23 protein-coding genes and 1 tRNA gene are annotated in these 21,549 nt (G+C 71.9%); 9 read left to right on the forward strand and 15 right to left on the reverse strand.

Annotated features, from left to right (window positions below):
* The first annotated feature begins 81 nt into the window (after positions 1 to 81).
* The 4 genes from OHS17_RS12945 (at position 82) to OHS17_RS12960 (ending at position 2,228) form a co-directional block, all read left to right on the forward strand.
* The gene (locus OHS17_RS12945; RefSeq protein WP_018104042.1) at positions 82 to 489 is read left to right on the forward strand and encodes a hypothetical protein; all 408 of its coding nucleotides are present in this window, start codon (positions 82 to 84) and stop codon (positions 487 to 489) included.
* Positions 486 to 1,277 (forward strand): transcriptional regulator, encoded by a 792-nt coding sequence (locus OHS17_RS12950; RefSeq protein ID WP_330312287.1) that lies wholly within the window; start codon positions 486 to 488, stop codon positions 1,275 to 1,277. Before OHS17_RS12945 ends, OHS17_RS12950 begins: the two co-directional genes overlap by 4 nt.
* A 38-nt stretch (positions 1,278 to 1,315) precedes the next feature.
* Entirely contained in the window at positions 1,316 to 1,771 is a 456-nt protein-coding gene (locus tag OHS17_RS12955) for a roadblock/LC7 domain-containing protein (protein WP_018104044.1), read from the forward strand.
* Positions 1,772 to 1,853: 82 nt separating this feature from the next.
* Positions 1,854 to 2,228, forward strand: a complete 375-nt coding sequence (locus OHS17_RS12960; protein ID WP_018104045.1) for a hypothetical protein — start codon at positions 1,854 to 1,856, stop codon at positions 2,226 to 2,228.
* A gap of 112 nt (positions 2,229 to 2,340) precedes the next feature.
* Here the strand turns inward: OHS17_RS12960 and OHS17_RS12965 are convergent, their stop codons facing one another.
* The 3 genes from OHS17_RS12965 to OHS17_RS12975 all read right to left on the reverse strand — a co-directional run bounded on the left by OHS17_RS12965 (position 2,341) and on the right by OHS17_RS12975 (position 4,555).
* A complete protein-coding gene (locus OHS17_RS12965) occupies positions 2,341 to 3,186 on the reverse strand; it encodes a MurR/RpiR family transcriptional regulator (protein WP_330312288.1) in 846 nt (281 codons plus the stop codon).
* 117 nt (positions 3,187 to 3,303) lie between these two features.
* A complete protein-coding gene (locus OHS17_RS12970) occupies positions 3,304 to 3,990 on the reverse strand; it encodes a hypothetical protein (protein WP_330312289.1) in 687 nt (228 codons plus the stop codon).
* Positions 3,983 to 4,555: a SigE family RNA polymerase sigma factor gene (locus tag OHS17_RS12975; RefSeq protein WP_330312290.1), complete on the reverse strand. Its 573-nt coding sequence runs from the start codon at positions 4,553 to 4,555 to the stop codon at positions 3,983 to 3,985. Before OHS17_RS12975 ends, OHS17_RS12970 begins: the two co-directional genes overlap by 8 nt.
* Before the next feature lie 200 nt (positions 4,556 to 4,755).
* On the opposite strand from OHS17_RS12975, the gene OHS17_RS12980 reads away from it, so the two are divergent.
* A complete protein-coding gene (locus OHS17_RS12980; protein ID WP_330312291.1) occupies positions 4,756 to 5,181 on the forward strand; it encodes a hypothetical protein in 426 nt (141 codons plus the stop codon).
* Between the two features lie 3 nt (positions 5,182 to 5,184).
* Here OHS17_RS12980 and OHS17_RS12985 read toward each other — a convergent pair whose 3' ends face one another.
* Positions 5,185 to 5,946: an SDR family oxidoreductase gene (locus tag OHS17_RS12985; protein ID WP_330312292.1), complete on the reverse strand. Its 762-nt coding sequence runs from the start codon at positions 5,944 to 5,946 to the stop codon at positions 5,185 to 5,187.
* A 132-nt stretch (positions 5,947 to 6,078) separates the two neighbouring features.
* On the opposite strand from OHS17_RS12985, the gene OHS17_RS12990 reads away from it, so the two are divergent.
* Complete coding sequence (locus OHS17_RS12990; RefSeq protein ID WP_330312293.1) at positions 6,079 to 6,924, forward strand: helix-turn-helix transcriptional regulator; 846 nt, start codon at positions 6,079 to 6,081, stop codon at positions 6,922 to 6,924.
* 321 nt (positions 6,925 to 7,245) lie between these two features.
* Here OHS17_RS12990 and OHS17_RS12995 read toward each other — a convergent pair whose 3' ends face one another.
* A complete protein-coding gene (locus tag OHS17_RS12995) occupies positions 7,246 to 8,652 on the reverse strand; it encodes a cystathionine beta-synthase (RefSeq protein WP_073864839.1) in 1,407 nt (468 codons plus the stop codon).
* Between the two features lie 164 nt (positions 8,653 to 8,816).
* Between OHS17_RS12995 and OHS17_RS13000 the strand changes: the two genes are divergently transcribed.
* From OHS17_RS13000 to OHS17_RS13010, 3 genes are all read left to right on the forward strand, one after another.
* Entirely contained in the window at positions 8,817 to 9,908 is a 1,092-nt protein-coding gene (locus OHS17_RS13000) for an SGNH/GDSL hydrolase family protein (protein ID WP_330315243.1), read from the forward strand.
* A gap of 156 nt (positions 9,909 to 10,064) precedes the next feature.
* The gene (locus tag OHS17_RS13005; protein ID WP_018104054.1) at positions 10,065 to 11,285 is read left to right on the forward strand and encodes an acetyl-CoA C-acetyltransferase; all 1,221 of its coding nucleotides are present in this window, start codon (positions 10,065 to 10,067) and stop codon (positions 11,283 to 11,285) included.
* A 278-nt stretch (positions 11,286 to 11,563) separates the two neighbouring features.
* Complete coding sequence (locus tag OHS17_RS13010) at positions 11,564 to 12,373, forward strand: hypothetical protein (RefSeq protein WP_161212739.1); 810 nt, start codon at positions 11,564 to 11,566, stop codon at positions 12,371 to 12,373.
* A gap of 64 nt (positions 12,374 to 12,437) precedes the next feature.
* Here OHS17_RS13010 and OHS17_RS13015 read toward each other — a convergent pair whose 3' ends face one another.
* The 10 genes from OHS17_RS13015 to OHS17_RS13060 all read right to left on the reverse strand — a co-directional run bounded on the left by OHS17_RS13015 (position 12,438) and on the right by OHS17_RS13060 (position 21,533).
* Positions 12,438 to 12,755 carry a hypothetical protein gene (locus OHS17_RS13015; protein WP_330312294.1) on the reverse strand — a complete coding sequence of 106 codons (318 nt, stop codon included), beginning with the start codon at positions 12,753 to 12,755 and terminating at the stop codon, positions 12,438 to 12,440.
* 86 nt (positions 12,756 to 12,841) lie between these two features.
* Entirely contained in the window at positions 12,842 to 13,714 is an 873-nt protein-coding gene (locus tag OHS17_RS13020; RefSeq protein ID WP_330312295.1) for a Bax inhibitor-1/YccA family protein, read from the reverse strand.
* A 113-nt stretch (positions 13,715 to 13,827) separates the two neighbouring features.
* Entirely contained in the window at positions 13,828 to 14,424 is a 597-nt protein-coding gene (locus OHS17_RS13025) for a DinB family protein (RefSeq protein ID WP_330312296.1), read from the reverse strand.
* Positions 14,425 to 14,468: 44 nt separating this feature from the next.
* Positions 14,469 to 14,789, reverse strand: coding sequence for a hypothetical protein (locus OHS17_RS13030; RefSeq protein ID WP_383166939.1), 321 nt, complete (start codon positions 14,787 to 14,789; stop codon positions 14,469 to 14,471).
* A gap of 207 nt (positions 14,790 to 14,996) precedes the next feature.
* Positions 14,997 to 15,082 (reverse strand) — tRNA-Leu (locus OHS17_RS13035).
* A gap of 259 nt (positions 15,083 to 15,341) precedes the next feature.
* Positions 15,342 to 17,765, reverse strand: coding sequence for a glycoside hydrolase family 2 protein (locus tag OHS17_RS13040; protein ID WP_330312298.1), 2,424 nt, complete (start codon positions 17,763 to 17,765; stop codon positions 15,342 to 15,344).
* A complete protein-coding gene (locus OHS17_RS13045) occupies positions 17,762 to 18,673 on the reverse strand; it encodes an ATP-binding cassette domain-containing protein (protein ID WP_330312299.1) in 912 nt (303 codons plus the stop codon). The genes OHS17_RS13040 and OHS17_RS13045 overlap by 4 nt, the downstream gene beginning before the upstream one ends.
* Entirely contained in the window at positions 18,658 to 19,599 is a 942-nt protein-coding gene (locus OHS17_RS13050; protein ID WP_018104062.1) for an ABC transporter ATP-binding protein, read from the reverse strand. The genes OHS17_RS13045 and OHS17_RS13050 overlap by 16 nt, the downstream gene beginning before the upstream one ends.
* Positions 19,600 to 19,635: 36 nt before the next feature.
* Positions 19,636 to 20,541 (reverse strand): ABC transporter permease, encoded by a 906-nt coding sequence (locus tag OHS17_RS13055; protein WP_330312300.1) that lies wholly within the window; start codon positions 20,539 to 20,541, stop codon positions 19,636 to 19,638.
* Positions 20,538 to 21,533: an ABC transporter permease gene (locus tag OHS17_RS13060; protein WP_330312301.1), complete on the reverse strand. Its 996-nt coding sequence runs from the start codon at positions 21,531 to 21,533 to the stop codon at positions 20,538 to 20,540. The genes OHS17_RS13055 and OHS17_RS13060 overlap by 4 nt, the downstream gene beginning before the upstream one ends.
* Between the last annotated feature and the right edge of the window lie 16 nt (positions 21,534 to 21,549).

Consider the following 21,549-nt stretch of genomic DNA (forward strand, 5'->3'; position numbering starts at 1 on the left):
AATGCCAGAACCTCCACCAGGAGAGAGCACGATGCGTAACCTCAGGGTCACAGCCGAACACCGTGTCGGAGGGGAATCCGCGTGCCCGGAATCGACGAGTGCCTGCTCGACGTCATGAGACTGCCCGGTGCCAGGGGCGCCGCCGTTGTCGACTGGACGAGCGGTCTGGCCCTCGGCACCGTCGGCGACTCGCCCAACGGCGATCACGAGGCCACCGCGGCGGAGACGGCGGAGGTGGCCCGGATGGCGGCCGAACAGCCCGCCTTCGCCCTCGGCTCGCCGGAGCCGGCGGCGGGCGGGACCGGGAGCGCTCCCCCGGTCGAGGACGTCATCGTGACCACCCGCGCCGGGTACCACATCCTCCGGTTCGTGGAGACGGACTTCGACAGCAGCGTCTTCCTCCACCTGTGGCTGGACCGCGCCGAGGGCAACCTCGCACTGGCCCGGATACGCATCGGCGAGATCGCCGAGCGGCTGGTCCTCGCATGACCGCCGCCGCCCTCGCGGACGAGACCGCGGCGCCCGTGCTCTCCCCGATGCTCCAGCGGCTGGCCGCCGAACGGGCCACCGGCGCCCTGATGCGCGACCGGGGCACGCTGTACCTCGCCGACGGCAAGGTCGTCCACGCCGAGTCCCCCGCGACGCCCGGGATCGACGTCCTGCTCACCCGGGGCGGTGCGCTGCGCCGCGAGGGCTGGTGGGACGCGGTCGCCGAGGCGGGGGCGGGGCAGCGGGTCGGCCGGCATCTCGTGGACAGCGGACGGGTGCCGGGCGGCGCGCTGGAGCTGTGCCACCTGGGCGCCCTGTACGACGCGGCCTTCTTCGCCCTCGCGCCGACCCGGACCCCGGCGCGCTTCCGGTACGGGGTCGCGCACTGGATCGGCCCCGTGCGGCCGGTCCCGGTGGACGCCGTGCAGCGCGAGACCCTGCGGCGCCGCGAGTTGCTGGACCGGATCTGGCCGGACGCGGCGGTGGACACCGCCCCACTGACGCGGACGGGCCGGCCGTCCGACGCACCCGTGCCGGTGGGCCGGGGCCGCGTGCTGGAGCGCGTGGACGGGGTGCGCACGGCCACCGGCATCGCGCAGGAGCTCGGCAGGTCGGCGTTCCACGTCCTGGTCGACCTGCGGCGGCTCGCGGCGGCCGGACTGGTCGAGCCGGTCGCGCCGGCGGCCCCGGGCGCCCCGGACCCGGGCCGGATCGCGTTCCCCGAGGTCACGGCCGACCCCGACGTCGCCCTGCTGCGCCGGCTCCGAGACGCATTGGAGGCCCTGTGATACGCGCGCTCAGACAGCGTGCCGGAAGGAGACAGCTGATGGTGCCCGAAGCCGAAGCGCAGGACGTCCTCGCCGAACTCCAGCGGTTACGGGCACGGGTCCCGCTCCTCTCGGGCGCGCTGGCGGCCAGCACCGACGGGCTCGTCCTGGCGCACGACACCCCGGGCGTGGAGGCCGAGGGGGTCGCCGCCCTCACCGCCGCCGCGCTCGGCGTCGCGATCCGGATGACCGAGGCGACCGGGCGGAACGGCTTCCGCGAACTGCTCGTGCGCGGTGAGGCGGGCTACGTCGCAACGTACGCCGCAGGGTCCCAGGCCGTCCTGACCCTGCTCGCCGAGGACCGGATCAACGTCGGCCGGCTCCATCTGGAGGGCCGCCGGGCCGGCTCCCGCATCGGCGAACTGATCGACCGCGCCCTGGCCCGGGCCCCGCAGCCGGCCCCCGCGCCCCGCGCCCCGCAGCAGCCGGGCGCCCTCCCGCAGCGCCCTACCTGAGCCTCAGCGGAACCACCGGCACCACCCGCACCACGCAACGGAACCGGCCGCAGTGGCCGGTCAGAGAAAGGGAGCACCACTCATGGCGAACACCGAAGCGTCACTCAAGGAAGCGATGTCGTCCATCGAGGGCACCACCGGTGTCGCCCTCGTGGACTACACGAGCGGCATGGCGCTGGGCACCCTCGGCGGCGGCAAGGACTTCAACCTGGAGGTCGCGGCGGCCGGCAACACCGACGTCGTACGCGCCAAGCTCCGCACCATGGAGCACCTGGGCATCAAGGACGAGATCGAGGACATCCTGATCACCCTGGGCACCCAGTACCACCTGATCCGCCTCCTCAAGACCCGCGGCAACAACGGCCTGTTCCTCTACCTGGTCCTCGACGGCAGCCGCGCCAACCTGGCCATGGCCCGCCACCAGCTGAAGAAGATCGAGGCGGACCTGGAGGTCTGAGGGGGCGGCTCCGCCGCCGGGGCGCGGGACCGGGTCGCCGGTCTCCGCCCCATGCCCCGGTCCCGGGCGCGGGGTTCCGTCGTCACACGCCGGACGGGCTGGATATTCCGCACTACTCCACGAACAGCCCCCGCGCCGCCGCCCCCGCGTCGAACTCCTCCAGGCGGGCCTGGGCGTCGGGGAGGGCGTCGCACATGGCCTCCAGGAGGACCCGGCCCAGCAGCATCGGGGCGCAGGCGGTGTCGAAGGCGAGGCCGGTGCCGACGGCGGCCGGGATGAGCAGGTCGCTGTGGCGGGCCACCGGCGCGAACGCGGAGTCGGCCACCGACACCACCGTGAGCCCCCGGCCGCGCGCGTACGCCAGGGCGTCCACGACCTCGCGCGGGTGGCGGGGCAGCGCGAAGCAGATCAGCGCGGTCGCCCCGGCCCGCCGGGCGGCGTCGATCCGGTCGTGCAGCATGCTGCCGCCCTCGTCCAGCACCCGCACGTCCGGATGCACCTTCGCCGCGAAGTACCCGAAGCCGCGCGCCTGCGAGGACGCCGCGCGCAGCCCGAGCACCGGTAGCGGACGGGACGCGGCGAGCAGTCGGCCCGCCCGCTCGACGGGGCCCGGATCTGCGAGGAGTTCGGCCAGGTGGCGCAGGTTCTCGATCTCCCCGAGCACCGCCTGCTGGTACTCGTTGTACGTCTCGTCGCCCTCGCCCGCCTCCGCCCCGGCCGGGGTGACCTCGCGCAGGTGCTTGCGCAGCGCGGGGTAGCCGTCGAAGCCGAGGGCGACGGCGAACCGGGTGACGGAGGGCTGGCTGACCCCGGCCAGCTCCGCGAGCTCGACGCTGGAGAGGAACGGGGCGTCTCCGGCCCTGCGCACCATCGAGTGGGCGATGCGCCGCTGCGTGGGCGTGAGCCGGCGCCCCTCGAACAGCTCCTGCAACCGTGCGGCCGGGCTGCTCCCGCTCATCCTGTCCCCTCGGTAGATCCGCCGCGCCGCGGCCCGGCGCCGACGAATCCATTCAGCCAGCAAGGTGTCTGCATGTCCATATGCAGCCGGGCGGGTCAGCCGGACGAGCCGGACCGGTCAGCCCGCGGGCTTCCCCTGCAGCACCTCCTCGACCGACACCCAGGACTCCCACCGCCGGACGGTGACCCGGAGCGTCCGGCCGTCGTCCACCGTGCCGGACCACACCGCGCCGCCCTCCTCCTTCTCCCGCGCGGTCGGTGTCGCGGAGTGCAGTCCGCACCGCGTCATCGCCCCGCGCAGCGCCGTCACCTGGGACCGGGCGGTCGCTTCCGCGTCGTACGCGATGACCCGGTGCTGGGCCAGGGCGTGGCCGCTGCCCGTGTAGAACACGGAGTACCGCTGCTGGCTCGGCTCGTCCGCCGGGACGAAGGAGGCGGGGCAGGCGCCGTCGAGCCCCACCTGGGGCAGGGCGTCGCTGCTCGGTCCGGTGCCCTTCGGGAGGCTCGTGGTCTCCTTCCAGTGCCAGGTCGCGTACCCCGGGAGCTCGGCGGCCGGGCGCATCACCACCACCCCGTCCACCTTGAAGGGGTTGGCCGTCGTGGTGGCGACCGTCTGCCGGGCCTCGGGGCCGTCCGCCGGAAGGAGCAGGCCCCACGCGGCGGCCGCCGCCAGGACGACCGCGCCCGCCGCGCCTCCCCGGACCGCGCGGGCACGGGTGCGCCGCCGCTGCCCCCGGGCCCGGATGTCCCCGGCCTCGGGCAGCCGCAGGGCGACGTCCTCGATCAGGTCCTCGACCTCAGCCATGCCGCACCCGCCCCTTCCGCTCCGTGGCATTCCGCTCCGCCGCCGCATCCCGTGTCACCCGGCGCCCCGTCACGGCCGGGGTGTCGGCCAGCCGTTCGCCGAGGATCCGGCGGGCCCGGTGCAGCCGGGTCCGTACCGCGCCGTTCGACGCCCCCGTCTCCCGGGCCACCTCCTCCACGGGCAGGCCGAGCATGTGGTGCAGCACCACCGCCTGCCGCTGATCCCGGTTCAGCTCCTCCAGCGCGCCCATCAGCGCCACCCGGTCCTCGGTGAGCCCCGGCACGTCGGCGGGCACCCCGTGCCGGAAGTGCGCCCGCAATCTGCCGCGCGTCCGTCTCCAGGTACTGATCGACAGCCGCACCGCCACGGTCCGCACCCACGGGAGCGGGTCACCGGAGGCGGACACCTTGTCCCACCGCTGCCAGGCCCTCACATACGCCTCCTGCACCGCGTCCTCCGCCTCCCCCAAGTCGCCCGTCATCGCGTACACCGTGGCGACCAGGCGTTTGGCGGTCGCCGCGTAGAACGCGTCGAACGCCTCCACTTCCTCACTGCCTGCCGTCATGGCCCCCCGTCCGTCTTCTCGCCCTGCCCGAGTACCGCTTCTGCCACTGCCTGTGTTGTTGCTTCTGATCAGTTACACGCCCGGGCGGCGGCGGATGTTACCGACGACTTTCACGGCCCCGGACCGGCCACCGGAACAGCCCGGAAACCGGGGGGCTAGCCCCACTGTCCGGGCGGCCCCGGCTCCGTACCGTAAAAACCATGGACGCACCCGACACCGAGCTCGACAGGGAGCTCAAGGCGACTTTGCAGGCCCGCAGCGAGCTGGGGGCCGACTACGACTCCGCGCTCGTCGAGTCGTTCCTGGAGAAGGTGGAGCAGCGGCTCGACGCCACGCTCGACCGCCGGGTCCGGCGACATCTCGCCGAGGAGCGGACCGCCGTCGCGCGGGGCGCGCGCACCCCGGAGCGCCCGCCCGGGAACTTCGGCGAGCGCTACGGCTTCGGCATCGTCTCGCTGGTCCTGGCCGTCCCGCTGTCCGCGATCGGCGCCGCGAACGCGGGCATCGGCGGGCTCGTCGTGGCCTGGCTCGGGATCGTGGGCGTCAACGCCTTCCAGGCCGGGCACGGCAGGCGGCTGTTCCGGAGCCGCGAGAATCGGCGGACGGACTCCGACTGGGAGGACTGAGCCTCACGCCTGACGGGTCGGCAGGATGACCAGCTGGCGCAGGTTGATGTGGCGGGCGCGGCTCGTGGTGTACGCGATGAGGTCCGCGATCTCGTCGGAGGACAGGCCGCCCAGCGCCTCGAACATGCCGTCCAGCTGGCCGCTGAGCTCCGCGTTGTCGACGTGCCCGGCCAGCTCCGAGTCGGTGAGGCCCGGTTCGATGTTGGTGACGCGGACGTCGCGCGGGCCGAGTTCGGTGCGCAGCGAGGCCGACAGATAGGTGAGCGCGGCCTTCGTGGCGCCGTAGACCGCGTAGTTGGGGAACGTGATGTGCGCGCCGATCGAGGAGATGTTGACCAGGTCGGCGGTGCGGCCCCCGGCGGCGGCCGCCACCAGGTCCGCGGTGAAGGCCCGGATGACGCGCAGCGCACCGGTCACATTGGTGTCGAGCATGCGCTGCCACTCGTCCACGCGCCCCGCGTCCACGGGGTTCGGCAGCATCACCCCGGCCGCGTTGACGACCAGGTCCACCGGGCCGAACGCGGCGTGCACCCGGTCCGCCGCCGCGTCCACGGACGCCTGGTCGGTGACGTCGGCGGCGACGGCGAGGGCCCGGCCGCCGTCCGCGGTGATCTTCGCGGCCAGCTCTTCCAGCCGCTCCGCGCGGCGGGCCAGCAGCGCCACCCGTACGCCCTGCGCGGCGAGCAGCCGGGCGGTGGCCGCGCCCATGCCGCTGGCGGCTCCGGTGATGACGGCGGTGCGGTCGGCGAGGGTCTCGTACTGCATGGGGTGCTCCCTGGTGTGGTGTTCGGGTTCGGGCACCACACTGCGCCGGGCCGGTCCTCGCACCCAGGGATGCGTTGTTCCTGGGTCTGCCAGTACCAGGCTGGGCGGAAACCGTTCTCCTACGATCGGGCCATGGACGGCGAACTCGGTGACTTCCTGCGCTCACGGCGTGCCCGCATCAGCCCGGAGGACGTGGGGCTCAACTCGTACGGCCGCAGGCGGGTGCCCGGGCTGCGGCGAGAGGAGGTGGCGCAGCTCGCCGGGGTGAGCGTCGACTACTACATCCGGCTGGAGCAGGGGCGCGGGCCCAGCGTCTCGGACGCGGTGCTCGACGCGATAGCCCGGGTGCTCCGGCTCGACGAGACGGAGCACGCGTATCTGCGGACGGTGGCGCGCCCCAGGGCCCGTAAGGCACCGGACCCTTCGGTGCGCCGGGTGCGCCCGGGGCTGCGGCTGCTGCTCGACATGTTCGACCGGGCGCCCGCCTTCGTGCTGGGCCGCCGGATGGACGTGCTGGCGTGGAACGCGCTGGGGGACGCCCTCTCCGGCTTCTCCCGCATGTCCGCCGCCGAGCGGAACATGCCGCGCCAGGCGTTCCTGGCCCCGGGGGCGCGGGAGCTGTACCCGGACTGGCCGGCGGTGGCGGCGGAGACGGTCGCGTATCTGCGGCTGGACGCGGGGCTGCACCCGGACGACAAGGAGCTCGCGGCGCTGGTCGGTGAGCTGTCGCTGAAGAGCGAGGACTTCCGGCGTTTGTGGGCGGACCACCAGGTGAAGGCGAAGACGTACGGCGTGAAGCGGATGGCCCACCCCGTGGTGGGCGCGCTGACGCTGCCGTACGAGACGCTGGCGGTGCCCGGTGAGCCGGATCTCTCGATGGTCGTCTACACCCCGGAGCCCGGTTCGGAGACCGCCGAGCGCATCGCGCTGCTGGGGAGCTGGGCCGCGGATGAGAACGCACCGGAGCTGCGCGCGTAGGTACTGAGGGAAGCGCGCCGGAGCTGCGCGCGTAGAACGGTAGTCGCGGGGACCGCCGCACCCCTGGTTGCCCAGGGGCCGGGACGACAGCGGTCCCCGCGAGGGACGCGGCCCGGGTCAGGGCCGGGTGACGCGTCCGGGCGACGGTGGAGGTCCGGGAGCCGCTCCGTAGTCCGTTGTCGCCGTTCCGGTGCCGGCGGGTTTCCCTGCCGACATCCACCAATGTGCCGGAGCCGTGTTAAGCCGGTGCTGCGCCCACGTGACACGCACGTACCGTTTTCGCGAAGGGCGCGGCCACCCGGCTGCTTACACGGCCACCGGCTACTTCGCGGCGGCCGGGGCGTCCTTCGCCAGGTACGCCAGCAGGTCCTGGCGGCTGACGACGCCCTTCGGCTTGCCCTCCACCAGCACGATCGCCGCGTCCGCCGCGCCGGTGCCGCCGAGCACCGCCATCAGGTCCTCGACCGGCTCGCCGGAGCCGACCTGCGGCAGCGGCGGCGACATGTGCTTCTCCAGCGGGTCGCTGAGCGAGGCGCGCTGGGCGAACAGGGCGTTCAGCAGCTCGCGCTCCACGACCGAGCCGATGACCTCGGCGGCCATCACGTCCGGGTGGCCCGCGCCGGGCTTCACGATCGGCATCTGCGAGACGCCGTACTCGCGCAGTACGTCGATCGCCTCGCCGACCGTCTCCTCCGGGTGCATGTGGACGAGGGTGGGGATCGGCCCCTCCTTGTGGTTCAGGACGTCCGCGACCCGCGCCGAGGGGCCGCTGTCCTCCAGGAAGCCGTAGTCCGCCATCCACTCGTCGTTGAAGATCTTCGACAGGTAGCCGCGCCCGCTGTCCGGGAGCAGGACGACGACCACGTCCTCGGGACCGAGCCGCTTCGCGACCTCCAGGGCCCCCACGACCGCCATGCCGCAGGAGCCGCCGACGAGCAGCCCCTCCTCCTTGGCGAGCCGGCGGGTCATCTGGAAGGAGTCCTTGTCGGACACGGCGACGATCTCGTCGGTGACCGTCCGGTCGTACGCGGAGGGCCAGAAGTCCTCGCCGACGCCCTCCACGAGATACGGCCGGCCGGAACCGCCGGAGTAGACCGAGCCCTCCGGGTCGGCGCCGACGACCTGGACCCTGCCGCCGCTGGCCTCCTTGAGATAGCGGCCGGTGCCGCTGATCGTGCCGCCGGTCCCGACGCCCGCCACGAAGTGGGTGATCTTCCCCTCCGTCTGCTCCCACAGCTCGGGACCGGTGGTCTCGTAGTGCGAACGCGGGTTGTTGGGGTTGGAGTACTGGTCGGGCTTCCAGGCGCCCGGCGTCTCACGGACCAGCCGGTCGGAGACGTTGTAGTACGAGTCGGGGTGCTCGGGGTCGACCGCCGTGGGGCAGACGACGACCTCGGCTCCGTAGGCGCGCAGTACGTTGATCTTGTCCGTGGACACCTTGTCCGGGCAGACGAAGACGCACTTGTAGCCCTTCTGCTGGGCGACGATCGCCAGGCCCACGCCCGTGTTGCCGCTCGTCGGCTCGACGATCGTGCCGCCGGGCTTCAGCTCGCCGCTCTGTTCGGCGGCCTCGATCATGCGCAGGGCGATGCGGTCCTTGACCGACCCGCCGGGATTGAAGTACTCGACCTTGGCCAGGACCGTCGCCTGGATGCCGGCCGTGACACTGCGCAGCCTCACCAGCGGGGTATTGCCTACGAGACTGATCATCGAATCGTGGAATTGCACCGTGTACTCCGGGGTCTCCGAGATGGTCCGGCAAGCGTATGCGTACGGGCACGGGATTGGGCGGCGCGATTGAACGACGGGCGGTAGCGGGCAGGTAGCTCTGTGTACGGCTCTACTGCGGTACGTGGGACGAGGAGGTGGACCGGACTGTGTCGACGGCGAGAGTGGCACGGCGGATCGCGGCGGGCGCTGCCTACGGCGGGGGCAGCATCGGGCTGCTCGGCGCCGCGGCGGTGGGCGTCCTGCTGGCGGAGGTCCAGCTGGCGAAGCGGCAGGTGGGCGGGGGTACCGCCCCGGTCCCGCCGAGCGCGGACGGACGGTACGGAGTGGCGTTCACGGGCCCCGCGGAGCCCTTGCGCCTCGGGCTGCTCGGGGACTCCACGGCGGCCGGGCAGGGGGTGCGGCGGGCCGGGCACACCCCCGGGGCGCTGCTGGCCTCGGGGCTCGCGGCGGTGTCCGAGCGGCCGGTGGATCTGCGCAACGTCGCGCTTCCGGGGGCCCGGTCGGACGATCTAGAGCGGCAGGTCTCGCTGCTGCTCGCGGACCCGGCGCGGACGCCGGACGTGTGCGTGATCATGATCGGGGCGAACGACGTGACGCACCGGATGCCCGCGACCCAGTCGGTGCGCTGTCTGACGACGGCGGTGCGCAGGCTGCGGACGGCCGGGGCGGAGGTCGTCGTCGGGACCTGTCCGGACCTGGGGACGATCGAGCCGGTGTACCAGCCGCTGCGCTGGCTGGCCCGGCGGGTGAGCCGGCAGCTGGCGGCGGCGCAGACGATCGGCACGGTGGAGCAGGGCGGGCGCACGGTGTCGCTGGGCGACCTGCTCGGCCCGGAGTTCGAGGAGAACCCGCGGGAGCTGTTCGGCCCGGACAACTACCACCCGTCGGCCGAGGGGTACGCGACCGCGTCCATGGCGGTGCTGCCGACCCTGTGCGCGGTGCTCGGCCTGTGGCCGGAGTCGGACCGGCTGGACGGCGCACGGCGCGAGGACATGCTGCCGGTGGCCAAGGCGGCCTCCCAGGCGGCCAAGGAGGCCGGAACGGAGGTCACGGGGGCCCGGGCGCCCTGGGCCCTGCTCAAGCACCGCAGGCGGCGGCGTCTGCCCGCCGCCACGGAGCCGCATCCCCACCCGCACCCGGAGCCCGGGGGATCGACGCGCCTCGATCACCGGCTGGACACGGACGCGGACGGTTCACCGAGGCACGCCTGGGTGCGCCGGCCGAGCGGGCGCCCCGGAAAGGGGGACCATTGACTGAGCGCTCGCTTAGAAAAGAGGCCCGCATCACATGCCGGGTCGGGTGACCCGGGCGCTACGTCCGGGTAATTTCCAGAGCAGTCGTGCCGTACCGCCGGGTCTGCCGGATCCCTCAGGCAGCCTGTCCGCCCTCAGCCCCCATGGAGCCGCGTGATGCCCGAAGCCGTGATCGTCTCTGCCGCCCGTTCGCCCATCGGCCGGGCCTTCAAGGGCTCGCTCAAGGACCTGCGCGCGGACGACCTGACCGCGACGATCATCCAGACCGCGCTGGCCAAGGTCCCCGAGCTGGACCCGAAGGACATCGACGACCTGATGCTCGGCTGCGGTCTGCCCGGCGGCGAGCAGGGCAACAACCTGGGCCGCATCATCGCCGTGCAGATGGGGATGGACCACCTTCCCGGCTGTACGGTCACCCGCTACTGCTCGTCCTCGCTGCAGACCAGCCGCATGGCCCTGCACGCCATCAAGGCCGGCGAGGGCGACGTCTTCATCTCGGCCGGTGTCGAGATGGTGTCCCGCTTCGCCAAGGGCAACTCGGACAGCCTCCCGGACACGCACAACCCGCTCTTCGCGGACGCCGAGGCCCGTACCGCGGCCCGCGCCGAGGAGTCCGGTGCGAGCTGGCACGACCCGCGCGAGGACGGCCTGGTCCCGGACGCCTACATCTCGATGGGCCAGACCGCGGAGAACCTGGCCCGGCTGAAGGGCGTGACGCGTCAGGACATGGACGAGTTCGGCGTACGGTCGCAGAACCTCGCCGAGGAGGCCCTGAAGAACGGCTTCTGGGAGCGCGAGATCACCCCGGTGACCACGCCGGACGGAACCGTCGTGTCCAAGGACGACGGGCCGCGCGCGGGCGTCACGCTGGAGGGCGTCCAGGGCCTGAAGCCGGTCTTCCGCCCGGACGGCCTGGTCACGGCGGGCAACTGCTGCCCGCTCAACGACGGCGCCGCCGCGCTCGTGATCATGTCCGACACCAAGGCGCGCGAGCTGGGCCTGACCCCGCTCGCCCGGATCGTCTCCACCGGCGTCTCCGGCCTCTCCCCCGAGATCATGGGCTACGGCCCGGTCGAGGCCAGCAAGCAGGCGCTCAAGCGCGCCGGGCTGACCGTCGGCGACATCGACCTCGCCGAGATCAACGAGGCGTTCGCCGCCCAGGTCATCCCGTCCTACCGCGACCTCGGCCTGCCGCTGGAGAAGGTCAACGTCAACGGTGGCGCCATCGCCGTCGGCCACCCCTTCGGCATGACCGGCGCGCGGATCACCGGCACGCTGATCAACAGCCTCCAGTTCCACGACAAGCAGTTCGGCCTGGAGACGATGTGCGTCGGCGGCGGCCAGGGCATGGCCATGGTCATCGAGCGTCTGAGCTGACGCCGGCGTCCGAGCTGATCAGAACGGGTTTCGGGGCCCTGCGGGCCACCGAGCCCCGACCGTGACCGAATCTCCCCCAGGATGTGATCTATCTCCTGGGGGAGAGTCGTTTGCGCAGGTCACACCTACAACAGCGGTTTACACAGGGCCCAAAGTCCTGTCCATTTCGTGACGTAATGCACTGACACATGGTGCCGTCAGGGCACAAGCTGATGTAGGAAGTCGGGGGATCGATTGAAACCGGGAGTATGTCAGTGAGCGCCATGCCTATTGCCCTGTTGCTGACCACCGCCGCTGCCACGGCTGTGGGTGCCGCTGCTCTGCACGCCGCTCACGGGCTGCGCAGGCAGGTCTCGGCGCTCCGGAAGGAGCTGGCCGACGGTCACTCCCGTACAGCGGCTGTACCCCCTCAGACCCGTCACGACACCACCTCCGCCGAAGAAATACGCGCGGCCGTCGCCGAGGCGCTGGCCGAGGAACGCGAGCGGGAGCTGGCCGAGGCCCGCGCGTTCTGGGCCTCGCAGGAGGCGCGCGACGCCGCCGACGCCCCGTCCCTGCTGGGCGGGCTGGCCGGTCTGGGCGAGGACGCCCCGTTCTTCATGCCGCGCCAGAGCGACTTCGCCGGTCTGGAGTCGATGGACATCGAGGCGGCCGAGGCCCTGGACGAGCTGACCGAGCTGGCGGAGCTGCCGGAGACGGAGTTCGCCGAGGACTCCCCCGAGCTGGCCGCGGCCCGCCGCCGCCACCCCTCGCACCCGGACTTCGTCCCCGTACAGACGCCCGTCGTCACCGACCACGAGCGCACCGTGAACCGCCTGGAGGAGCTGGCGGACAGCCGCACGGAGCTGTCCGACGTGCGCCCGGGCCCGCTCGGCACGCTCGACGTGTACGTGTTCGCCGACGGTACGACGCTCTGTATGACCCCCGGCCACCGCGAGACGGCCGAGCGCCTGGCCGAGTCGCTGCGCGCGGGCGAGCACCCGGTACTGCTGGGCGGCTCCGGCGTCTCGGGCGCGTACGCGCTGACGTTCTCCTGCGGCAAGGAGAACGTGTACATACTCGCCGACCGCGTCATAGCGAGCTTCTGAGCCCGCCCCGACGTCGGTCCCCGGCTTTACGGGGAGGCTGCCGCCTCCCTGCGCGCCGCGCGCCCTACGCGAAGGCCCGCGCGGCCGCCTCCTCGACGCATCGCACGGCCTCGTCCAGCTCTTCGGACGGGGCCGTTTCCAGTGCCACGGCCAGGTCCCGGCCGGCGACGGCGAGCTGGTCGCCGACGACGAAGACCCCGGCGTCCGGCATCACCCTGGGCTCCCGGCCGGGCTCCTCGGCGTGCTGGGCCCGCGCCGACAGCTCACGCGCGGCGGCGAGGCCCTGGGCCGCCGCTCCCCGCTGCAGCCTGCTCTGCGGGGCGGCGCGCAGCCGGTCGGCGAATCGGTCCACGGCGATGATCAGGGGCGTCGTATCGAGCACCCCGCGACCCTATCGCCGTACAGACGGCAGCGGCCCGCGGCCTCCGGAGGGAGACCGCGGGCCGCTTACGCGTGCGCCGGGGGCGATCAGTCGTCGCCGCTGAGGATGGAGAGCAGGCGGAGCATCTCCAGGTAGATCCACACCAGGGTCATGGTGAGGCCGAAGGCGGCCAGCCAGGACTCCTCGCGCGGAGCGCCGTACGCGATGCCGTCCTCGACCTGCTTGAAGTCGAGGGCCAGGAAGCAGGCGCCGAGGATGATGCCGATGACGCCGAAGAGGATGCCGAGGCCACCGCTGCGGAAGCCGAGGCCGTCACCGCCGCCGAAGGCGGCGAACAGCAGGTTGACGACCATCAGGAGCATGAAGCCCATGGCGGCGGCCATCACGAAGCCGTAGAACCGGCGGGTGACGCGGATCCAGCGCATCTTGTACGCGAGCAGCACACCGGCGAAGACACACATGGTGCCCATCACCGCCTGCATCACGACGCCGGGCCCGATGTACGTGCTGACCGCGCTGGAGATGACGCCGAGGAAGACACCCTCGAAGGCGGCATAGGCGATGATCAGCGCGGGAACGGGCTTGCGCTTGAACGACTGGACGAGCGACAGCACGAACGCGATGATCGCGGCGCCGATGGCGATGCCGTACGACTTGTTGAGGTTCGCCTCGTCCACCGGCAGGAGCGCCCAGGCGAGCGCGGCACCGAGCACGACCGTGCCCAGCGTCATCGCCGTGCGCGTGACGACGTCGTCGATGGTCATCGCGCCGGTACGGGCCGGCGCGGGGGCGCCCGTGGGGGCGTAGGGGTTGGTCGCGTACGGGTTCGGGGCGGTGCCCTGTGCGTACGGGTTGGCACCCGCTGCGGGGGCCCCGGCCTGCGGCGCCGCGTTGAAGCCCGCGTAACCGTTGTCGCGGCTGAAGCCCCGTCGCGAGAAGACCGGGTTGCTGCTCCTCATCTCACTCCTCCATGGCCACCCAGCGTGGCCTTCCCACAAGAGTAATGGGTAGGCAAAGCAATCAGCCTAGTGCCGAAGGAGGATCTTTCTCCGAACGGACCGGCCGCGCGCGGTCACCCTGCGGTACGTCCGCCCGCTTCCCGGGCCGCGCTCTCCACCCTTTCCCGGTGGCCACGCCACCATGCCTCGTCGCCGGGCGCCATGTCCTCGCTCCCGCGCCGCAGCCCGGTCGCCCCGTCGATCAGCTCCCGGACGACGTCGGCGTGCCCGGCATGGCGCTGGGTCTCGGCGACGAGATGGACGAGGACGCGGTGCAGCGAGAGCTCCGGCCCGCCCTCCCCGGGAAGGGCGCCCCTCGCGTCCAGCCCGAACGCCTCCACGGTCGCGTCGGAGTGCGCCCACACCCGGCGGTACCGCCCGGTGATCTCCTCACGGGACTCGTCGGCCGTGGCCCACAGATCGGCGTTCGGCTCGGCGTCCCCGGCGATCCAGAGGCCCGGCGCGTCGACGGGCCGCCCGAAGACGGTCCCGAGGTAGAACGCCTCGGCTCCGGTCACATGCTTGACGAGCCCGAGCAGATTGGTCCCGGTGGGGGTGAGGGGGCGCCGGACGTCGTACTCGGACAGCCCGTCGAGCTTCCAGAGGAAGGCGTCGCGGGCGTCCTGGAGATAGAGCCGCAGGTCGCGCTTGAACTGATCCGTATCCGTCATGAGCCCAACCTGCCGGTCGGGCGGCCCCGGACCCACCGCGTTTCTCAGCCCGTGGACTCCCGCTGCCCCGCCGCGGCCTCCGCCAGCCGGTCGAAGGTCGCCACCAGCACGGCCCGCCGCTCGTCCTTGAACCCCTCGACAGGCTCCAGCCCGTCGATGGTCCGCTCCCACACCGCCATGTACGCGTCCCGCCACCCCCGGACGACCTCCGGCGCGGGCAGGGTCACACCGACCCAGCCGCGCGAGTGCAGGAGAAGCAGCAGCTCCAGATTGCAGGGGACGGCCACCCCGTCGTACTCATCGGGCTCGATCCCCCCGGGATCCCCGCCCAGCGCCTCGCCCACCTCGGCGACGAGCCGCCCCACAAGCCCGGAAAGATGATCCGCCGCGGTATCACTGTCAAAGTTTCCCGCACCCCAGGTCCCCACGACCCCACCCCGTTCCGTCGCCATCCGTACGGCCATGACACCACCGGGCACTGACAACGGGGCGGCCGCTTCGTGAAGGTTGCCGATTGCGTGGTTCGGAGGTGATCGTTCCGGGTACCCGATGGCTTGGGACTTGCTACGCGATGGTGCCCGGAACCGGACTCGAACCGGTACGCCCCCGAGGGGCAGCGAGGTTTAAGCTCGCCGTGTCTGCATTCCACCATCCGGGCTTGGCGCGCGGCTCCGCGTTGGCACATGACCCTATCCGGGGGGCTCGGTCCGATCAGCCGAACAGTGGCTCGATGTTGTCTTATTTATCGATCTCTTGAGTCCCCGTCAGCGCACGTCGGAGGCATACCCACATGCCCGGGCAAGATGGCGGCAGTGCGGGGGTGCCGGGCGAATTGACGGAAAGTCGCCGCACCGACACAGTCGTTTCGCCAGGGGCGCGCCACCGATCGCCAGGGGCGCGCCACCTCGTGGCTGATTTTAGGTTGCGATCAGGTCGTTCACGCACCGCAGCACCGGGCGAGTCGCCAGCGCGGACGGGTCCTCCAGCACCGCGCCCGTGACCCGGATCGTGGTGCTCTCGCCCGGGAGGAGCGTGACAAGCATGGTGTCGGCCTCGGCGTCCGGGTGGAGGCGGTCGGGGAAGAGGCAGAGGTCCCGGAGAAAGGTCTCCGCCGTCACCTCGACGCGGTACGTGGGGGTCGGGGCGCCCTCCTCCTCGGTCACCGTCACCCCGTAGCGCGCAGGCGGCAGGGCGAGTCGCGTGTCCTCCTCGTGGAAGTGCAGGGCCCTGGTGTCGTCCAGGCGGGCGACGAGGAGTTCGCGGGCCGGGTCGGCCGGCGTCGCGAGCGAGGCGGGCAGCGGGACGCTTGTCGTGGCGCGGGCGGCCGTGGTCACCGGCAGGGCCTCCTCGGCCAGGACCGTGCCGTCCAGGGCGTGCCGGGTCAGGCGCAGGGTGCCCGCCCAGGGGGCCGCCGTGTCGTTGACCAGATGGACGGAGCCGTCGCGGACGGCGATCAGGTGGTCCTCGTACACCGCACGCAGCGCGTGCCAGAGGGGCTTGCGGCGGCCGTCGCCGTCGACCGCCGACCAGGAGACGACCGGCCAGCAGTCGTTGAGCTGCCAGACGATCGTGCCCATGCAGTACGGGGCGTGGGAGCGGAAGTGGCGGATGCCGAACGCGACGGCGCGGGCCTGGTTGAGCTGGGTGAGCCAGTGCCAGTCGTCGAAGTCCGGGCCCGGCTGCGGCAGATGGTCGCCCAGGCCGCGCAGCAGCTTCGCGTCGCCGTCCTCGGCCTTCTGGTGGTGGGCCAGGAGCGGGGCGCCGGGGGCGAGCGGGCCGCTGACCGCGCGGCGGAGTGTGGCGTACGCGGGCGGCCCCTGGAAGCCGAACTCCGCGACGAAGCGCGGCACCCGGTCGGCGTACGCGCGGTAGTCGGCGCGGTTCCACACGTCCCAGATGTGGATCGTGCCGCGCTCCGGGTCCTGGGGGTGGGCGTCGGGGCTGCCGGAGTACGGCGATCCCGGCCAGTACGGGCGCGTCGGGTCGGTCTCGGCGACGATCCCGGGCAGCAGCCGGTGGTAGTAGCCGTGGCCCCAGGTGCGGTCGCCGAGCTCCTTCTGCCAGCCCCAGTCGGCGTGGCCCTCCAGGTTCTCGTTGTTTCCGCACCACAGGACGAGGGAAGGGTGCGGGGCCAGACGGGTGACGTTCTCGCGCGCCTCGGCCGCCACCTCGTCCCACAGCGGCTGCTCCTCCGGGTACGCGGCGCAGGCGAACGGGAAGTCCTGCCAGACCAGGAGCCCCTTCTCGTCGCACAGTTCGTAGAAGTCGTCGCTCTCGTAGAGCCCGCCGCCCCACACCCGGACCAGGTTGACGTGGGCGGCGACGGCCTGGTCGAGGCGGTCGGAGAGCTGCTGCCGGGTCAGGCGGGACGGGAAACAGTCCTCGGGAATCCAGTTCACCCCGCGCACGAAGACCGGCTGGTCGTTCACGGAGATCCGGAACGCCCCCTCTTCGAGCGTGACGGACCGGAACCCCGTGCGGAGGTGGCGGACGTGGTCACCGACGCGGACCTCCACCTCGTACAGCGGCTGTGCGCCGTGGCTGTGCGGCCACCAGGGCTCGGCCTGCGGAACGGAGAGACTGACCCGCACGCGGTGCTCGTCCTCGGAGAGGATGAAGAGGGACCCCGCGCCGACCACGCCGACCGAACCCGAGACCGCTTCCAGGCCGTCGTGCTCGATCTCCACCTCGGCGGTCAGGAACGGCACGCCCTCCGGGTCCAGGTCGGGCAGCAGCTTCACGGAGGCGATGCGCGGACCGCTCCACATCTCCAGGGCGACCGGACGCCAGATGCCGGACGTGACGAGCGTCGGACCCCAGTCCCAGCCGAAGTTGCAGGCCATCTTGCGGATGAAGGCGTACGGCTCCGCGTAGGCGCCGGGGCGGTCGCCGAGGCGGTCGCGGAGTTCCTCGGCGTAGGTATACGGCGCGGTGAAAGTTACGTCGAGGGTATTTCTACCCTCGCTCAAAAGATCGCGCACGGGAAAACGGTACGACCGGTGCTGATTCGCCGTCCGGCCGATCTCCGTCCCGTTGAGCAGGATCGTCGCGACCGTGTCGAGGCCGTCGAAGCACAGGGCGGCGTGGTCGTGGCCGTCCGGCGTCCAGTCGAAGGTGGTGCGGTAGGTCCAGTCGGTGCGGCCGATCCAGCCGAGCCGGTTCTCGTTGTCGTCCAGATACGGATCCTCGATGAGCCCGGCGGCCAGCAGGTCCGTGTGGACGCAGCCGGGAACGGTGGCGGGGATGCCGTCGGGAACGCCTCCTGTGGGGAGCCCGGAGGGCACGGGTCCGGCCGGGTGGAGCGTCCAGCCGTCGTGCAGGGGCAGGTGGCGAAGGGTCACGCGGGGGTCCTTCCGCAGTCGGGGAGCTGGGCACAGGCGACGAAGTGGTCCGGCTCGGTCTCGTACAGGTCGGTGGTGGCGCCGCCACCCCCCTCGTGGAAGGCACACGAACGTACCGGCTCCGGCGGGTCCCACGGCTGGTTGAGGCGGGGCACGGCGGCGAGCAGGGTGCGGGTGTACGGGTGGAGAGGGCTGCCGAACACCTTCTGGGTGTCGCCGCGTTCGACCACCCGGCCCCGGCGCAGCACCACCGTCTTCTCCGCGAGGTACGTGCCGAGCGCGAGGTCGTGCGTGATGTAGAGGACGCCGAGGCCGCGTTCCTTGAGCCCGGCCAGGAGGTTGAGGACGTCGATGCGGGTGGAGGCGTCGAGCATGCTGGTGATCTCGTCGGCGACCAGGAAGCTCAGATCGAGCAGGAGGGCGCGGGCGATGAGGAGCCGTTGCAGCTGGCCGCCGCTGAGCTGGTGCGGGTAGCGGCCGAGGACCTGTGCGGGGTCCAGGCGCACATCGCGTACCGCCATCTCGACGCGGTCGGCCCACTCCGCGTCGCGGACGCCCGGGTGGTACGCGCGGCGGACCAGGTCGAAGACGCGGTCCGCGCGGAAGACCGGGTTGTAGCAGGAGAAGGGGTCCTGGAAGACGCCCTGGACGCGGCGGTAGAAGTCCTTGCCCGGCCGCACCCGCTGCCCGTCCAGGGTGAGGGTGCCGGAGCTGACGCCGGTGAGGCCGAGGATCATGCGGCCGATGGTGGACTTGCCGCTGCCGCTCTCGCCGATGAGGGAGACGACCTCGCCGGGCTCGGCCGTGAAGGAGACCCGGTCGACGGCGGTGACGGAGCCGCCGCCGAACGCCCCGGCCCGGTAGGTCTTGGTGACGTGGTCGAGGGTCAGCATCAGGCCTTCCAGCATGCGACGGAGTGGCGGGGGGCGATCTCGGTCACCGGGGGCTCCTCGGCGCAGCGCTCGTCCGCGACGGGGCAGCGGTCGCGGAAGCGGCAGCCGGCCGGGGGGTTCAGGAGCGAGGGCGGGGCTCCGGCGATGCCCGTGAGGGGCCGGTCGGCGTGCCGGGCCCCGACCTCGGGGAGCGCGCCGAGCAGGAGCTTGGTGTACGGGTGGCGGGGCGCGGTCGTCAGGGTCTTCGTGGGCGCCTTCTCGGCGAGCTTGCCCGCGTACATGACCATGATCGAGTCCGCGATGTGCGAGGTGAGCCCGAGGTCGTGGGTCACGAAGATCATGCTGGTGACCAGGCCCTTGTCGCGCAGCCCGGTGAGCGCGCCGACGACGGCGCGCTGGGTGGAGACGTCGAGCGCGGAGGTGACCTCGTCGGCGATGAGGACGGACGGGTCGAGCAGGGTGGAGATCACCATGACGGTGCGCTGCTTCATCCCGCCGGACAGCTCGATCGGGTAGCGGTCCAGGACGTCGTGGTCCAGGCCCACCAGGTCGAGCCTGCGGTGCAGTTCGGCGGTGTCCACGCTCGCGCCGCGCGACGCCAGCAGCTCGCGGATCATGCGGCCGATGCGGCGGGTCGGGTTGAGGGCGCTCATGGAGTACTGCGGGACGAGCGAGATCCGGTGGAAGCGGAAGGCGTTCATCGCCCGGTCGTCGGCCACGGGCACGTCGTCGCCGTCCAGCGTGACGGTGCCGCCGGCGTGCCGCATCCGGCCGTCGAGGCGGATCAGCGACTTGCCGAGCGTGCTCTTGCCGCACCCGGACTCACCGGCGAGGCCCAGGATCTCCCCGTCGGCAAGGTCGAAGGAGACGCCGTCCAGGGCCCTCACCTCACCGCGCAGGGTGCGGTAGTGGACCCGGAGGTCGGTCACGGTCAGGGTCATGCGCTCAGACCTCCCGGAGAGCGGTCGCGGTCATGGTCAGGCCTCCCGCAGCTTGGGGTTGAAGACCTCGTCGAGGCCGACGTTGGCGACGTACAGCGCTCCGACGATCGCGGTGATCCCGGCGCCCGGCGGGACGAACCACCACCACATGCCGAGTTGGAGGGCGCTCCACTGCTGGGCGCTCTGGAGCATCAGCCCGAGCGAGACGCCCTCGGTGGGGCCGAGTCCGATGAAGTCGAGCGAGGAGGCGATCAGGACCGAGCCGCCGAACAGCAGGATGAACATCATGAAGAGGTACGAGCTCATGTTGGGCGCGATCTCGCGGAAGATGATCCGCCAGGTGCCGCTGCCGCTGAGCCGGGCCAGGTCCACGAACTCCCGGGTGCGCAGCGAGAAGGTCTGCGCCCGGATGGCCCGGGCCGCCCACGGCCAGGAGGTGAGCCCGATGAACAGCCCCTGCACGGGCACCGAGCGGACCCCGAGGTACGCGTTGATGATGAGCAGGACGGCGAGCGCGGGCAGCACCAGGACGACGTTGGTGAGCATGTTGAGGATCTCGTCCACCGCACCCCCTCGATAGCCGGCCAGGAAGCCGACGAGCATGGCGATCGCGGCGGCGATGGCCCCGCCGACGACACCGACCAGGAACGTCGAGCGCAGCCCGTGCACGAACTGGGCGTAGACGTCCTGCCCGAAGGTGGTGGTGCCCATCCAGTACGTGCCGTCCGGCGGCGCGGCCTGCGGGCCGACGTACTCGTTGGGGTCGGCGTTGTCGAGGAGCGGGGGGCCGACGATCCCGACGAGCAGGAGCAGCACGACGACGGTGAACCCGATGAGCAGCTTCGGGTTGCGGACGGCGTAGTGCAGCGTCTCGCGGCCGGGCCGGGCGGCAGGCGCGGAGGGCGCGGCGGGTTCGGTGGCCGGTTCGGGCACGGTGCTCATGACTGGCCTCCTGCCATGCCGGTACGGGTACGGGGGTCGACCACGACGTACACGATGTCGATGAGGAAGTTGGCGATCAGGACGCCGATGACGATGAACAGGAACGCGCCCTGGAGCAGGAAGAAGTCCTGGTTCTGGATCGCGGCGAGGATGAGCGAGCCGAGTCCGGGGTACGCGAAGACGATCTCCGTGACGAGCGCTCCGGCGACCAGGACGCCCAGTTGGAGGGCGAGCCCGGTGATCTGGGGCAGGACGGCGTTGCGGAAGGCGTAGCGGCGGATGAGGCGCTGGGGTGCGCCGAGGGCCGAGAGGTAGTTGGAGTAGTCCGACTCCAGCTCGTAGATGATCATGTTGCGCATGCCGATCGCCCAGCCGCCGAGTGCGACCAGGAAGAGCGACAGGAACGGCAGCACCCAGTGCTGGAACAGGTCCGTCGCGAAGGCGAAGGACCAGGTGGGCTGGATGTCGAGGCTGTAGCCGCCGGAGAGCGGGAACCAGCCCGCCTTGGAGCCGAGCGCCCAGGCGAGGATGACGGCGATCCACATGTAGGGCATGGCGGTGAGCAGATAGCCGGCCGGGAGCACGGTGTTGTCGAGCACCTTGCGCCGGGCGGCGAGCGCCCCGGCCCAGTTCCCAACGAACCAGCTGAGCAGGACGGCGGGAATCATCAGCCCGAGCGTGTACGGGAGTGCGTCGAGCAGGACGTCGGCGACGGGTTTGGGGAACACCCAGATGGAGAGACCGAAGTCGCCCTGGAGGAGGGCGCTCCAGAAGTGCAGGTACTGCTGCCAGACGGGCTCGTCGAAGCCGAAGAGGTTGTTGTAGTAGGCGCGCATGGCCTCGACGGCCTCGGGCTGCGAGACCCGGGCGCGGGCCACCATGGCGGCGACCGGGTCGCCGGGCATGAAGCGCGGGATCATCCAGTTGACGGTGACGGCGACGACGAAGGTCAGCGCGTAGATGAGTAGTTTGCGGGCGAAGTAGCGGCGCAAGAGGGCTCCCCGGAGA

The sequence above is a fragment of the Streptomyces sp. NBC_00523 genome, from assembly GCF_036346615.1.
Lineage (GTDB): Bacteria > Actinomycetota > Actinomycetes > Streptomycetales > Streptomycetaceae > Streptomyces.